This is a genomic window from Rhodoblastus sp. 17X3 (assembly GCF_030056575.1).
Classification (GTDB): Bacteria; Pseudomonadota; Alphaproteobacteria; order Rhizobiales; family Beijerinckiaceae; genus Rhodoblastus.
In genome coordinates, this window is the sequence record NZ_JASHHX010000001.1 from 276,549 (window position 1) to 289,866 (window position 13,318).

Annotated in this window: 10 protein-coding genes; 3 read left to right on the plus strand and 7 right to left on the minus strand. The window is 65.3% G+C overall.

Annotated elements, in window-relative coordinates; all coding sequences use genetic code 11:
- Positions 1–15 precede the first annotated feature (15 nt).
- The 4 genes from QM467_RS01385 to gltB form a co-directional block, all read right to left on the minus strand.
- Positions 16–336 (minus strand): HesB/IscA family protein, encoded by a 321-nt coding sequence (locus QM467_RS01385; RefSeq protein ID WP_283364488.1) that lies wholly within the window; start codon positions 334–336, stop codon positions 16–18.
- A gap of 113 nt (positions 337–449) precedes the next feature.
- Positions 450–1,343, minus strand: coding sequence for a helix-turn-helix transcriptional regulator (locus QM467_RS01390; protein WP_283364489.1), 894 nt, complete (start codon positions 1,341–1,343; stop codon positions 450–452).
- Between the two features lie 127 nt (positions 1,344–1,470).
- The gene (locus tag QM467_RS01395; protein ID WP_283364490.1) at positions 1,471–2,889 is read right to left on the minus strand and encodes a glutamate synthase subunit beta; all 1,419 of its coding nucleotides are present in this window, start codon (positions 2,887–2,889) and stop codon (positions 1,471–1,473) included.
- Between the two features lie 14 nt (positions 2,890–2,903).
- The gene (gltB, locus tag QM467_RS01400) at positions 2,904–7,574 is read right to left on the minus strand and encodes a glutamate synthase large subunit (protein ID WP_283364739.1); all 4,671 of its coding nucleotides are present in this window, start codon (positions 7,572–7,574) and stop codon (positions 2,904–2,906) included.
- A 522-nt stretch (positions 7,575–8,096) separates the two neighbouring features.
- On the opposite strand from gltB, the gene QM467_RS01405 reads away from it, so the two are divergent.
- Positions 8,097–8,750, plus strand: coding sequence for a hypothetical protein (locus tag QM467_RS01405; protein WP_283364491.1), 654 nt, complete (start codon positions 8,097–8,099; stop codon positions 8,748–8,750).
- Between the two features lie 75 nt (positions 8,751–8,825).
- Here QM467_RS01405 and QM467_RS01410 read toward each other — a convergent pair whose 3' ends face one another.
- Positions 8,826–9,314: an Hsp20 family protein gene (locus QM467_RS01410; RefSeq protein ID WP_283364492.1), complete on the minus strand. Its 489-nt coding sequence runs from the start codon at positions 9,312–9,314 to the stop codon at positions 8,826–8,828.
- 197 nt (positions 9,315–9,511) lie between these two features.
- Between QM467_RS01410 and QM467_RS01415 the strand changes: the two genes are divergently transcribed.
- Entirely contained in the window at positions 9,512–10,498 is a 987-nt protein-coding gene (locus tag QM467_RS01415; RefSeq protein WP_283364493.1) for an alpha/beta fold hydrolase, read from the plus strand.
- Here QM467_RS01415 and hisN read toward each other — a convergent pair.
- Both hisN and QM467_RS01425 read right to left on the minus strand, forming a co-directional pair.
- A complete protein-coding gene (gene hisN, locus QM467_RS01420; protein WP_283364494.1) occupies positions 10,481–11,284 on the minus strand; it encodes a histidinol-phosphatase in 804 nt (267 codons plus the stop codon). The genes QM467_RS01415 and hisN overlap by 18 nt on opposite strands.
- A gap of 478 nt (positions 11,285–11,762) precedes the next feature.
- Complete coding sequence (locus QM467_RS01425) at positions 11,763–12,686, minus strand: N-formylglutamate amidohydrolase (protein ID WP_283364495.1); 924 nt, start codon at positions 12,684–12,686, stop codon at positions 11,763–11,765.
- 234 nt (positions 12,687–12,920) lie between these two features.
- Between QM467_RS01425 and cpdR the strand changes: the two genes are divergently transcribed.
- Positions 12,921–13,277: a cell cycle two-component system response regulator CpdR gene (cpdR, locus tag QM467_RS01430; RefSeq protein ID WP_446737719.1), complete on the plus strand. Its 357-nt coding sequence runs from the start codon at positions 12,921–12,923 to the stop codon at positions 13,275–13,277.
- Positions 13,278–13,318 lie beyond the last annotated feature (41 nt).

The following is a 13,318-nucleotide window of genomic DNA, read 5'->3' on the forward strand; positions in this document are numbered from 1 at the left end:
CGGCGCTCCCGAAAATCAGGCGAAGGATTTGCCGCAGCCGCACTGCGTGGTGGCGTTGGGGTTTTCGAAGACGAAGCCGGACTTTTCGAGCGAGCTGACGAAATCGACCCGCATGCCCTTCACGAAGTCGAGCGAGAGCTCGTCGATGAAAAATTTCACGCCGTCGGCCTCGACGACATTGTCGCCTTCGCGCGTCGCGCTTTCGAGGTCCATCTTGTAGGTGAAGCCCGAGCAACCGCCGGCTTCGACCAATATCCGCAAGCCGTCCGCGGGGGTCTTGGCGGTTTCGAGAATGGTGCGCGCCGCGGAAATGGCGTCGGGCGTCAGAGTGATCATGACTGGCTCCGGATGCTTTTCGCATTGCGGGAGCAACGAATGTGCCAGCAGCAAAAGGCCCCGAAACGGGGCCTGACTTGAACAAATGTCGGCTTTGCGACAGCGCGCGGGGGCTATTTTGCGCCGTTGAAATGGACCGCGCCGAGGCTGGACAGGTCATAACCGCCGAATGTCCGGGCTTTTTCCGCGAAGCGCTCCGTCGCGCAAAGCGCCAGCAGTTTCTGGAAAGGCGGATCGAAAAAGATCTTGCGCCAGACGAGCAGATCGAACCGCTCTTCGATCAGCGGAACGAAATCCAGCCTGAACTGGCGAGCGGCCGCTTCGAGCCCGAGCCCGACATCGGCGCGGCCCTCGGCCAGCGCGGCGGCGAGATCGAATTCCGAACGCTCGACGCCATCCAGGATGCGAAGATCGGCGCGCGTCATTTTTTCCGCGGCCAGCAGGCGGTCGAGCACCATTTCGCTGCCGGCGCGCGACTGGCGGGCCTGAAAGCGCAGGCCGCGCGCGCCTCGCAGATTATGGGGCGGCTTCACCAGGCCGGGACGCAGGATCAGGCCGCGGCGCCGCTTGGCCCATTCGATCAGGACCCAGGGCTTTTGTCCGAATCTCGCCGCGACCGCCCCGGCGTTCCAGCCGCCGTCCTCCGGAATATGCAGCCCGGCGAGGACGCAATAGCCCCGCTCGGCGCGCTCCAGCCCGTCGAGCGCGCCGTCGAAAAAGCCGGCTATGCCCGATTCCGATTCCCGCAGAGCCCAGTCCAGCAGGGGATCATGCCCGCCCGCAGCGATGAGCGGAAGCTCCGGAGTTTCTTCCGCGCCCGGCGCCGGTTCCGCAGCGGTCGCGCCATCGGGCGTCCCGAGCCAGCTTTCGATCTCGGCGCGGGGAAAGAGCAGCTTGCCGGTGATCTTGCGCACGGGGAGGGCGCCTTCGGCGACCATGTCGTAGATCTTGCGCTGCTTGACGCGCAGCAGCGCCGCGACTTCGGCGGTTGTGTAAAATTCTGCCATTTTTCCAGTCTTGCCCCAGCCTGCGGAAAAAATGACATAGAACGCATAAAAAGACACGAAAAAGCATGGGCAAAAAAAGAGGCCGGCGCGCGGGCGCCGGCCTCTGTGTTCGGGAAGACTGTCGCGCTCAGCGCGGCAGGTTGGTCGCGCCCATCAGGAAGTGATCGACCGCGCGCGCGGCCTGGCGGCCTTCGCGGATCGCCCAGACCACCAACGACTGGCCACGGCGCATGTCGCCCGCGACGAAGATCTTGTCGAGGCTGGTCTTGTAGGCGAGCGTGTCGGCCTGAACATTGCCGCGTCCGTCGAGAGCGACACCGAGCTGTTTGATCATGCCCTCATGCACGGGCGAGACGAAGCCCATGGCGAGCAGGACGAGATCGGCGCGCAGCTCGAATTCCGAGCCGGGCACTTCCTGCATCTTGCCGTCGACGCGCACGCATTGAAGCGCCTTGACCACGCCGTTCTCGCCGAGGACCTGCTTGGTCATGACCGCGAAATCGCGCTCCGCGCCTTCCTGATGCGAGGAGGAGGTGCGCAGTTTCAGCGGCCAATAGGGCCAGGTCGTCAGCTTTTCTTCGCGCTCCGGCGGCCTTGGCATGATCTCGAGCTGCGTGACCGACAGCGCGCCCTGGCGCACCGAGGTCCCGATGCAGTCAGAGCCGGTGTCGCCGCCGCCGATGACCACGACATGCTTGCCGGAAGCCAGGATCGGCTCTTCCGGGCCGGCGTTTTCGCGACCGACGCGGCGGTTCTGCTGCGGCAGGAACTCCATGGCGAAGTGCACGCCCGCGAGATCGCGGCCAGGCACCGGCAGGTCGCGCGGCTTTTCCGAGCCGCCGGCGAGGATCACTGCGTCATGGCCGCCGACGATGTCCGAGGCCGGAACGTCGACGCCGACATGAACGCCGTAATGGAAAGTGACGCCTTCGCCCTCCATCTGCGCGACGCGGCGGTCGATCAGATGCTTCTCCATCTTGAAGTCGGGAATGCCATAGCGCAGCAGGCCGCCCGCTTTGGCGAACTTCTCATAGACATGGACGTCATGGCCGGCGCGAGCCAATTGCTGGGCGGCGGCGAGGCCCGCGGGGCCGGAGCCGATGACCGCGACATTCTTGCCGGTCTTGGCCGAAGGCGGCTCCGGGCGAAGCCAGCCGTTCTCCCAGGCGCGATCGACGATGGCGCACTCGATCGTCTTGATGGTGACCGGCGTGTCCTCGATATTCAGCGTGCAGGCCGCCTCGCAGGGCGCGGGGCAGACGCGGCCGGTGAATTCCGGGAAGTTGTTGGTCGAGTGCAGGTTTCGAGCCGCCTCTTCCCAATCGCTGCGATAGACCAGATCGTTCCAGTCGGGGATCTGGTTATTCACCGGACAGCCGTTATGGCAGAACGGAATGCCGCAGTTCATGCAGCGCGCCGCCTGGTCGCGCGTGGCTTCCTCCGAGAGAGGAATCACGAACTCGTTATAATGGCGGATGCGATCGGCGGCCGGCTTGTACTTGCGGTCCTGCCGGTCGATTTCGAGGAAACCCGTGACCTTGCCCATTTCGTTCCCCTAACTCATTCGCCAGCGGCGACGGTCTGCCGCGGTTCGGTTTGCGTCATCAATTCCGCGAGGGCGCGGCGATATTCGACCGGCATGACCTTGCGGAACTTCGGCAGATAAGCGTCCCAATTGTCGAGGATCTCGCGTCCGCGCGACGAGCCGGTATATTGCACATGGTTGGCGATGAGCTGGCGCAGGCGCTCGGCGTCGAAGCGCGACATGTCGCTCATCACATCCACACGGCCGTGGCCGGCGAGGTCGCCGCCCTGATGGTTGAGGCGCTGGTTGAGGTCTTCCTCCTCGACCACCGGCTCGAGATCGACCATGGCCATGTTGCAGCGCGACGGGAAATCGCCCGCCTCGTCCAGCACATAGGCGATGCCGCCCGACATGCCGGCGGCGAAATTGCGGCCCGTGGGGCCGAGCACGACCACCACGCCGCCGGTCATATATTCGCAGCCATGGTCGCCGGCGCCTTCCACCACCGCGATCGCGCCGGAATTGCGCACCGCGAAGCGTTCGCCCGCGACGCCGCGGAAATAGACCTCGCCGGAGATCGCGCCGTAAAGCACGGTGTTGCCGACGATGATCGAGGATTCGGGCGTGATGTGCTTGGCTTCGCGCGGCGGATAGACCACGATGCGCCCGCCGGACAGGCCCTTGCCGACATAGTCGTTGGCCTCGCCTTCGAGCTCCAGCGTGACGCCATGGGCCAGCCAGGCGCCGAAGCTTTGGCCAGCGGTGCCCTTGGCCTTGATGTGGATCGTGTCGTCCGGCAGGCCGGCGTAGCCATAGATCCGCGCGACTTCGCCGGACAGCATGGCGCCGACCGAGCGGTTGACGTTGCAGATGTCGGTCTCCAGACGCACCGCCGCGCCGCGGTCCAGCGCCACGCCCGAACGGGCGATCAGCTGCTTGTCGAGCGCCTTTTCGAGATTGTGGTTCTGGAACTCCGAGCGATAGACGGTCTGGCCGTCGAGCGGCTGCGGCTTGTGGAACAGCTTGGCGAAATCGAGCCCATTGGCCTTCCAGTGCTGGATCGCCTTGTCGCGGTCGAGCATCTGCATCTGGCCGACCATCTCGTTCACCGTGCGGTAGCCGAGCTGGGCCATATATTCGCGGACTTCCTCGGCCACGAAGAAGAAATAATTGATGACGTGCTCGGGCTGGCCGACGAAGCGCTTGCGCAACACCGGGTCCTGGGTGGCGACGCCGACCGGGCAGGTGTTGAGATGGCACTTGCGCATCATGATGCAGCCGGCGGCGATCAGCGGCGCGGTGGCGAAGCCGAATTCATCCGCGCCGAGCAGGGCGCCGACGATCACGTCGCGGCCGGTGCGCAACCCGCCGTCGACCTGAACCAGGATGCGCGAGCGCAGGCGGTTCAGAACGAGGGTCTGGTGGGTCTCGGCGAGGCCGATTTCCCACGGGCTGCCCGCGTGCTTGATCGAGGTCAGCGGCGATGCGCCCGTGCCGCCCTCATAGCCGGAAATGGTCACGTGATCGGCGCGGCCCTTGGACACGCCGGCGGCGACCGTGCCGACGCCGACTTCCGACACCAGCTTGACCGAGATATCCGCGCGCGGATTGACGTTCTTCAGGTCGTAGATCAGCTGCGCCAGATCTTCGATCGAATAGATGTCATGGTGCGGGGGCGGGGAGATCAGGCCCACGCCCTGGGTCGAATGGCGCACCTTGGCGATGACCGCGTCGACCTTGTGGCCGGGCAGCTGGCCGCCCTCGCCGGGCTTGGCGCCCTGGGCCATCTTGATCTGGATCATGTCGGAATTGACGAGATATTCCGTCGTCACGCCGAACCGGCCCGAGGCGACCTGCTTGATCGCCGAGCGCATGGTGTCGCCGTTGGGCATTGGCTTGAAGCGGTCGGATTCCTCGCCGCCTTCGCCCGTGTTGGACTTGCCGCCGATGCGGTTCATCGCGATCGCAAGCGTGGTGTGCGCCTCGCGCGAGATCGAGCCGAACGACATGGCGCCAGTGGCGAAGCGCTTGACGATCTCGCTCGCCGGCTCGACCTCCTCCAGCGGAACCGGCTTGCGGCCGTCCTCGCTGGCGTCCTTGATGCGGAACAGGCCGCGAATGGTCAGCAATTGCTCCGACTGGTCGTTGAGCAATTTGGCGAAGGCGCGATATTTTTCCTGGCTGTTGCCGCGCACGGCGTGCTGCAGCAGGGCGACGGTGTCCGGCGTCCAGTTATGGGCCTCGCCGCGGATGCGATAGGCGTAATCGCCGCCGACGTCGAGCGCATTGCGATAGACCGGCGCGTCGCCGAAAGCGAGCTTGTGGCGCTCGACCGTCTCGATTGCGATCTGCTCCAACCCGACGCCTTCGATTGGCGTGGCGGTGCCGGTGAAATAGGCGTCCACCAGCTCCTTCGACAGGCCGACGGCGTCGAAAATCTGCGCGCCGCAATAGGACTGGTAGGTCGAGATGCCCATCTTCGACATGACCTTGAGCAGGCCCTTGTCGATGGATTTGATATAGCGCTTGACCGCCTCGTAGCCGTCGACTTCCGCCGGGAACTCGTCGGCCATGTCGGCGAGCGTCTCGAAGGCGAGATAGGGGTTGATCGCCTCGGCGCCATAACCTGCGAGCAAGGCGAAGTGATGCACTTCGCGCGGTTCGCCGGTCTCGACCACCAGGCCCACCGAGGTGCGCAGGCCCTTGCGGATCAGGTGGTGATGCACGGCGGCGGTGGCGAGCAGCGCCGGGATCGGGATGCGGTCCGGACCGGTCATGCGATCCGACAGCACGATGATGTTGTAGCCGCCGGTGACCGCCTGTTCGGCGCGGTCGCACAGGCGCTCGATCATGAACTGCATGCCATGCGCGCCGAGTTCGACGGCATAGGTGACGTCGAGCGTCTTGGTGTCGAAGGAATCCTCGAAATGGCCGATCGAGCGGATCTTTTCGAGATCGGCATTGGTGAGGATCGGCTGGCGGACTTCAAGGCGCTTCTTCTTCGCGGTGCCCTCATGGTCCAGAATGTTCGGACGCGGGCCGATGAAGGAGACGAGGCTCATCACCAGCTCCTCGCGGATCGGGTCGATCGGCGGATTGGTGACCTGCGCGAAGTTCTGCTTGAAATAATTATAGAGCAGCTTGGACTTCGACGACATGGCGGGGATCGGCGTGTCCGCGCCCATCGAGCCGATGGCCTCCTGGCCGGTCACGGCCATGGGCGCCATCAGAATCGCCGTGTCTTCCTGGGTGTAGCCGAAGGCCTGCTGACGGTCGAGCAGCGACACGTCGGCCCGCGAGGAGCGGGCCTCGACCGGCTTGAGGTCTTCAAGCTGGATCTGGGCGCGCTTCAGCCATTCGCGATAGGGATGCGAAGTGGCCAGGCTCTTCTTGATCTCGTCGTCGGAGATGATGCGGCCCTGCTCCATGTCGACCAGCAGCATGCGGCCGGGCTGGAGCCGCCATTTGGTGATGATCTTGTCTTCCGGAATCGGCAGGACGCCCATTTCGGAGGCCATGACCACCAGGCCGTCCTCGGTGACGAGATAGCGCGCCGGACGCAGTCCGTTGCGGTCGAGCGTGGCGCCGATCTGGCGGCCGTCGGTGAAGGCCACGGCGGCGGGACCGTCCCACGGCTCCATCAGCGCGGCGTGATATTCGTAGAAGGCCCGGCGCTCTTCATCCATCAGCGGATTGCCGGCCCAGGCTTCCGGCACCAGCATCATCATGGCGTGGGCCATGGAATAGCCGCCCTGCACCAGGAATTCGAGCGCATTGTCGAAACAGGCGGTGTCGGACTGGCCTTCGTAGGAGATCGGCCACAGCTTGGAAATGTCGTCGCCAAACAGCGGCGAGGCCACGGAGGCCTGGCGCGCCGCCATCCAGTTGACATTGCCGCGCAGGGTGTTGATCTCGCCGTTATGCGCGACCATGCGGTAAGGATGGGCGAGCTGCCAGGACGGGAAGGTGTTGGTCGAGAAGCGCTGGTGCACGAGGGCGACGGCGGATTCGACGCGCTCGTCGCGCAGGTCCGCGAAATAGTCGCCGAGCTGCGAGGCAAGCAGCAGGCCCTTGTAAACGATGGTCCGCGACGACAGCGAAACCGGATACCAGCCCTGCATCTTGGGATCGTGCAGCGCATAGACGGCGTTGGACACGATCTTGCGGATCAGGAACAGCTTGCGCTCGAACACTGTCTGGTCCGGCGTGGAATCGCCGCGGCCGATGAAGATCTGGCGATGGGCGGGCTCGGTCGGCTTCACGGTTTCGCCGAGGCCGCTCGGATCGACCGGCACATCGCGCCAGCCCAGCACCTTCTGGCCGTGTTCGGCGACCACGCGCTCGAAGATGCCCTCGATGACCTTGCGGGCTTCGGGGTCGCGCGGCATGAACAGCGCGCCGACAGCGTAAGCGCCGGGCGCCGGCAGCGAGAAGCCGAGACGGGCGGCCTCTTCCGCGAAGAAGCGATGCGGGATCTGCATCAGCAGGCCGCAGCCGTCGCCGGCCTTGGGATCGGCGCCGACAGCGCCGCGATGATCGAGGTTCAGCAGGATCTGGAGGCCCATCCGCACGATTTCGTGGGATTTGGCGTTATGCATGTTGGCGACAAAGCCGACGCCGCAGGCGTCATGCTCGTTGCGGGAATCATACAGGCCCTGCGCCGGCGGCAAGCCATTGGCCGTTGCGAAAACCATCCCTTGCTCCATCGAGGGGGCGCCGGACTCGGCGGCGAAGGCGCCATTCTCCGGCGTGGCCTTGGCTTGCGTGGAGGGCGCGGCGCGAAAATCACTCGACCTGGTCAATTCGTTCATGCCCGTCCATCCTGCCCAATCATGGCGACCGCGTCGGTAGCGACGGTCCCCTGGTGTTCTCGACTGTCCCACCCTTCAGACCCGCCGCTTTCACGCGACCGTCGCCTCAGGCGGACGGCGCGACAAGCCGGCTGGAATGTGAGGGCAATAAATGGTCAGCAAAGCTGTCCTATTTATCAAGGCGGGACATTGCCAGATTAGCACTTGCCACACAAGACGTCATGGGTTCGCAGGGGCCGCCGAAGGCAAAAGTTTTTTCACTTTCTGGAAATAGGCGCCGTAATTTCAGTCGCCCTGAATGGTTTGAAGGCAAAAAGCCGCTTTGCGCGCCGAATTGTTCATGGGCAGATTTTCGGCCTGTCGGCTTTGTGGCATAGATGGCGGCAATCGGATTCGGAAGAACGCTCGGAGAATTTCTTGAAGAATTTCCTGAAGAACTGCAGGGCGCGGGGCGTGAAGCGCTGGACGCCTGCGCTGCTGGCGGCGGTCTGCCTCTGGAGCGCCGGGCCGGCGCGCGCGCAATTCTTCCCGTTCGGCGGCCAGTCGGAGCCGCCGCGTCCGCAGGCCGAGCCCCCGCATCTGTCGCAGGGACAGGTCCGCGCCGTTCTCGCCCGCGAGGGGGCGCGCCTCGTCGGGGCGCCGCGCCTGCGCGGTCCGGACATCATCGCCATCGGCCGTGACGACGAGGGCGCGCGCAAGCGCTTCACCCTCGACGCCATCAGCGGCGAGGTTCTCGACATTACCGTGATCGCCCGCCGCGAGGACCGTCCGCCGCGGGCGCCGGCCTCCGATTTGTCCGCGCCCGGCGCGCCGCTACCGCCTCCCGACCATGCGCCCGACGGGCCGAACGCCGCGCCGACGGGCCTTGGCGAGCCTGCGACCCCCGCCGCTCCGCCACCGCAGCCCTCCGGCGCCAATGCCGTCTCCGCCGCGCCGGCTAGCCCGGCTGCTCCCGGACAGCCCGGCGCGGCGGCGCGGCCGCGCGCGGTTGACCCCGCCGATTCCGCGTTGAGCCCGATCAAGCCGCTGCGTCCGGCGGGCGCGCCGAAGGTCGAGCCGCTGCCGCAATAAGCGCGCCACGGTCGCCAACAAAACGGGCGCTCAGCGCGCCCGTTTCCTTCTCCGGTGCAGGTTTTGGCCGCCCGATCAAGCCGCCTTTGGGGATTCCTTTGCGGATTCCTTGGGGGCCGCGACAGGGGCAGGGGCGCCTCGGCCGATCGGAATCGTGCGCGGACGCTGCGCTTCCGGGATCTCGCGGATCAAATCGACATGAAGCAGGCCGTTTTCGAGGCGCGCGCCCGTCACCTGCACGTGGTCGGCAAGCTGGAAGCGGCGCTCGAAAGCCCGGGCGGCGATGCCCTGATAAAGGACGTCGCTGGCCTCGCCCTCCTTCCGCGCTTCTTTCGCGCCCTTGATGGTCAGGCCGTTCTGGCGCGACTCGATCGACAGATCGGCTTCGCCAAAGCCCGCCACCGCCAGGGTCAGGCGATAGGCGTTCTCGCCGGTCCGCTCAATATTATAAGGCGGATAGGCCGTCGTCGCGCTTTCGGGCGCGCCGGCCTGGTCGAGCAGCGAAAACAGCCGGTCGAAACCGATGGTCGACCGGTAGAGGGGGGAGAGATCAAATTGACGCATTGCACATCCTCCTGTTGAAGCGACATGCGGCCGGTCCGGTCCGAATGGGCGCCGGAGCCGCGCCGTGTGAGCGCGCCCGTCATCGGCCCGCGCTGAACACGAGATTGGAAGCGCCCCGCGCTTTTTCAAGTGCGCGCGGCGCGGTTTCGCTGGCGGCGGATTTATGCGAATCTGTCGGCCCCGCGCAGGACATTTCCATGGAACTCTATGATACGCCCGCCAACCGCTGCCCGCCCGGCGCCAATATTGTCGGCCTGCGGGCCAGCGACGGCGCGCAGCTCCGCGCGGCCTATTGGCGGCCCGAGGGAATTCCGCGCGGAACCGTGGCCGTAATTCAGGGGCGAGCGGAATTCATCGAGAAATATTTCGAGACCATTGGCGAGTTGCTGGAGCGCGGCTTCGTCGTCGCGGCCTTTGACTGGCGCGGCCAGGGCCTGTCCCATCGCCTCCTGCGCAATCGCGGCAAGGGGCATCTGCGCCGCTCGACCGATTACCGGCTCGATCTCGACGCCTTCATCCGCCAGCTTCTGGCGCCGGACTGTCCCAAGCCCTGGTTTGCGCTGGCCCATTCCATGGGCGCGGCGGCGGTGCTCGACCATTCCGCCGCCTGCGACGGAGAGGAGCCCTTCGCCCGGATCGTCGGCACGGCGCCGATGGTCGATCTCCATGGCTTTCCCGGCTCGCATATGGCGCGCCGCCTCGCGGCGAGTTTCCGCAACACCGGCCTCGCGCGGCTGTTCGTTCCGGGCGGCGGGCCGCGCACCTTGATGGAAAAGCCCTTCGTCAACAATGTCCTGACCGGAGACCAGCGGCGTTACGCCCGCGCGGCCGAGATCATCCAGGCGGCGCCGGCCGTCGGCATCGGCGATCCGACCGTCGGCTGGGCCCATGCGGCCTATCACCTGATGGATCGGCTGACCGCGGACGGCTATGCGGAACGGATCCGCACGCCGACGCTCCTGTTCGCGGCGGGCGACGAGCGCCTTGTTTCGACGCCGGCCATCGAGCGTTTCGCGCGGCGGCTCAAGACGGCGACCTGCGTCGTGCTGCCGGACGCGCGCCATGAAATCCTGATGGAGCGCGCGGAAATCCGCGCCAAGTTCTGGGCGGCCTTCGACGCCTTCGCGCCCGGCGAGCGCTTTCTGCACGAGGCGGCGGAAAAAATTTCACAGACCGGCGTTTAGCGCCTCGAGCGCTTGCTCGTGGACGCGCTTGTCGCCCGCCGCGACAATGGCGCCGCCCTTTGACGGGTCGCCGCCGTCCCAGGTCGTCACGATCCCGCCCGCGCCGCGCACGATGGGGATGAGGGCGACGATGTCATAGGCGTTGAGCCCCGCCTCGACAACGAGGTCGACATGGCCTGCAGCGAGCATGCAATAGGCGTAGCAATCGCCGCCATAGCGCGCCAGCCGCGTTTTCGCTTCCAGCGCGTCATAGCGCGGGCGCAGCGGTTCCGGGATCAGCTTGGGCGATGTCGTCATGAGCGTGGCGCGGTCCAGCCCCGAGCAAGGGCGCGCCAGCAGCCGCCGCGAGGCCGTTTCGCCATTGGCGCCGCGGCCGGCCCAATGCGCGGCCTTGCCATCGCCGAAGAATTTTTCGCGCGTGAAGGGCTGGTGCATCAGGCCGTAGCAGGGCGCGCCCTTGTGCAGCAGGCCGATCAGGGTGCCCCAGAGCGGCAGGCCGGCGATGAAGCTCTTGGTGCCGTCGATCGGATCGAGAACCCAGACATATTCCGAGTCCTGCCGATCGGCGCCAAATTCCTCGCCGATCACGCCGTGATGTGGAAAGGCTTCGCCGATCAGCCGGCGCATGGCCGCCTCCGCCGCGCGGTCGGCTTCGGTCACGGGGTCGAAGACGCCGCCCCCGGACTTGTCCTCCATCGCGAAAGCGGCGCGGAAGAAAGGCATGATCGCCTCGCCCGAAACCTTGGCAAGCCGCTCCACAAAGGGAACAAAGTCCACCGCCGTCATTGCGCCGCCCTCCCGCCGAGTCTTTTTCGCCATCCGTGATTCGTTTGAGACATGCCACGATCCGTGCGTGAAGGCCAGCGTGGCGAATCCGGGGCCAAAAAATGCGCGGCGGCCGCGAAAACCCATCCGACCAAAGTAGGTTTAACGTTGCAGTGCGAGAGAGGCGCCGGAGCCTGAGATTTGACATAATATTTCATTAAAACAAAACATTATGTAATTGGTGCCGGCCTTTGTCTTGGCGGGGAGCGCCCGGCCGCCGGCCCGAATGCGGTGATAACGGCCCAGAACAGCCTTGCTTTTTGTGCGGCGCGGCGCCATCATTATTCATCGCGGCGCGTTCCGCCGTTGAGGCCCATTTTTGGGCGTTTCCTCCCTTGACTTGGGCCGCTGACAAATCGTTGGCGGTCTTTTTTTGCGGCAAGTGTCTTGCAGCCAAGGTCAAGATTGGCCGCCGAGCCGATTTTTGCGCAAATCCCCGCTATTCGGCCGCTTGACGCCAGGCGCCGTCGCGCCCTGTTCCCGCCTGGGCGCCCGCGGGAGCGATCTGCGCGATCAGCCGGGTGATGTCGGCCTTGAGGCCCGCAAAGCCGGGGCGAAGCGTGAGGGTCTTCTCGTCGAGATAGAGCGCGCGATTGATCTCGATTTGCAGCACATGGCGGTTGCGCGAGCGAACGGCGTAATTTTCCGTGATGAAGCCGCCGGCATAGGGCTTGTTGCGCGCCACGCGATAGCCCATTCCCGAGAGCAGGGCGTGGACCCGGTGGGAAAAGACCGGGTCGCAACTCGCGCCATAGCGGTCGCCGATGACGATATCGGCGTTGATCGGCTCATAGGGGCGGCGGGAATCGCCGGTCGGCATGCGCGAGGGCATGGAATGGCAGTCGATGAGATAGGCGGCCCCGAATTGCTGTGCTGTCCGGTTCATCAAGGCTTCGAGCCGGGCGTGATAGGGCTTGTAGAAGGCTTCGATCCGCGCAAGCCCCTCCGCGAGCGGAATGCGGTCGCGATAAATGGCCCGGCCTTCGGCGACGACGCGGGCGAGGGTGCCGAGGCCGCCGGCGACGCGCAAGGAGCGCGTGTTGGCGTAGGCCGGCGGCGGCTGGTCGAATAATTTGGGGTCGAGTTCGTAGGGTTCGCGATTGACGTCGAGAAAGGCGCGCGGAAAATTGGCGCGCAGCAGGGGCGCGCCATGAAGCGGCGCGGCGGCGAAGAGGTCGTCCACCGCGACGTCCTCCGAACTGCGCAGGGTCTCGAGGTCCAGCGCGGAGGCGGCGAGGAACGCCGCCGGATAGGCCCGGCCGGAATGCGGCGAGGAAAAGACAAGCGGCGAGATCAGCCGTTCAGGCTCGATCGTCTCACAATGCGGTCTGACGCGACCCGCGTCGTCCGCGAGAACGTGCATGCTTTGTCCAAACCTGGTTCTGGCCGAAGCCGGTCGCTGCCGGCTTCCTCCGTGACTTGCAAACATGATGCCGCGAGGCGCGAATGTCCAGCCTGTCGCCCTCACGCCACGAAAAGAACGAAATGCGTTAACTGTCGCCGCATTTTAATGATTTTTCACCTGTTGTTTACCACGATGGGTCTTTAACTGGTTCGCAAGAACGAGGGTGTCATGAACCACCAAATCCAGTCATCGGTGAAGATCCTGCTTGCGGAAGACGACAACGACATGCGTCGTTTTCTCGTCAAGGCGCTGCAAAACGCCGGCTATGCCGTCATTTCCTTCGACAACGGTCTCGCGGCCTATAACCGGCTGCGCGAGGAGCCGTTCGAACTGCTGCTCACGGATATCGTGATGCCGGAGATGGACGGCATCGAACTCGCCCGCCGCGCCACCGAGCTCGACCCGGACATCAAGGTGATGTTCATCACGGGCTTCGCGGCCGTCGCGCTCAACCCGGACAATCAGGCGCCGCGCCAGGCCAAGATTCTCTCCAAGCCGTTCCATCTGCGCGATCTGGTCAATGAAGTGACCCGTCTGCTGGCGGCCTGAGAGACGAAGCTTTTTTTTGCCGCCGACGGCTTGCGCCCTCC

Coding starts and splice junctions, on each gene's coding strand:
- QM467_RS01425 (WP_283364495.1), bottom strand. CDS start 12,686: ATGCACGTTCTCGCGGACGACGCGGGTCGCGTCAGACCGCATTGTGAG.
- hisN (WP_283364494.1), bottom strand. CDS start 11,284: ATGACGGCGGTGGACTTTGTTCCCTTTGTGGAGCGGCTTGCCAAGGTT.
- QM467_RS01395 (WP_283364490.1), bottom strand. CDS start 2,889: ATGGGCAAGGTCACGGGTTTCCTCGAAATCGACCGGCAGGACCGCAAG.
- QM467_RS01385 (WP_283364488.1), bottom strand. CDS start 336: ATGATCACTCTGACGCCCGACGCCATTTCCGCGGCGCGCACCATTCTC.
- QM467_RS01415 (WP_283364493.1), top strand. CDS start 9,512: ATGGAACTCTATGATACGCCCGCCAACCGCTGCCCGCCCGGCGCCAAT.
- QM467_RS01410 (WP_283364492.1), bottom strand. CDS start 9,314: ATGCGTCAATTTGATCTCTCCCCCCTCTACCGGTCGACCATCGGTTTC.
- gltB (WP_283364739.1), bottom strand. CDS start 7,574: ATGGAGCAAGGGATGGTTTTCGCAACGGCCAATGGCTTGCCGCCGGCG.
- QM467_RS01390 (WP_283364489.1), bottom strand. CDS start 1,343: ATGGCAGAATTTTACACAACCGCCGAAGTCGCGGCGCTGCTGCGCGTC.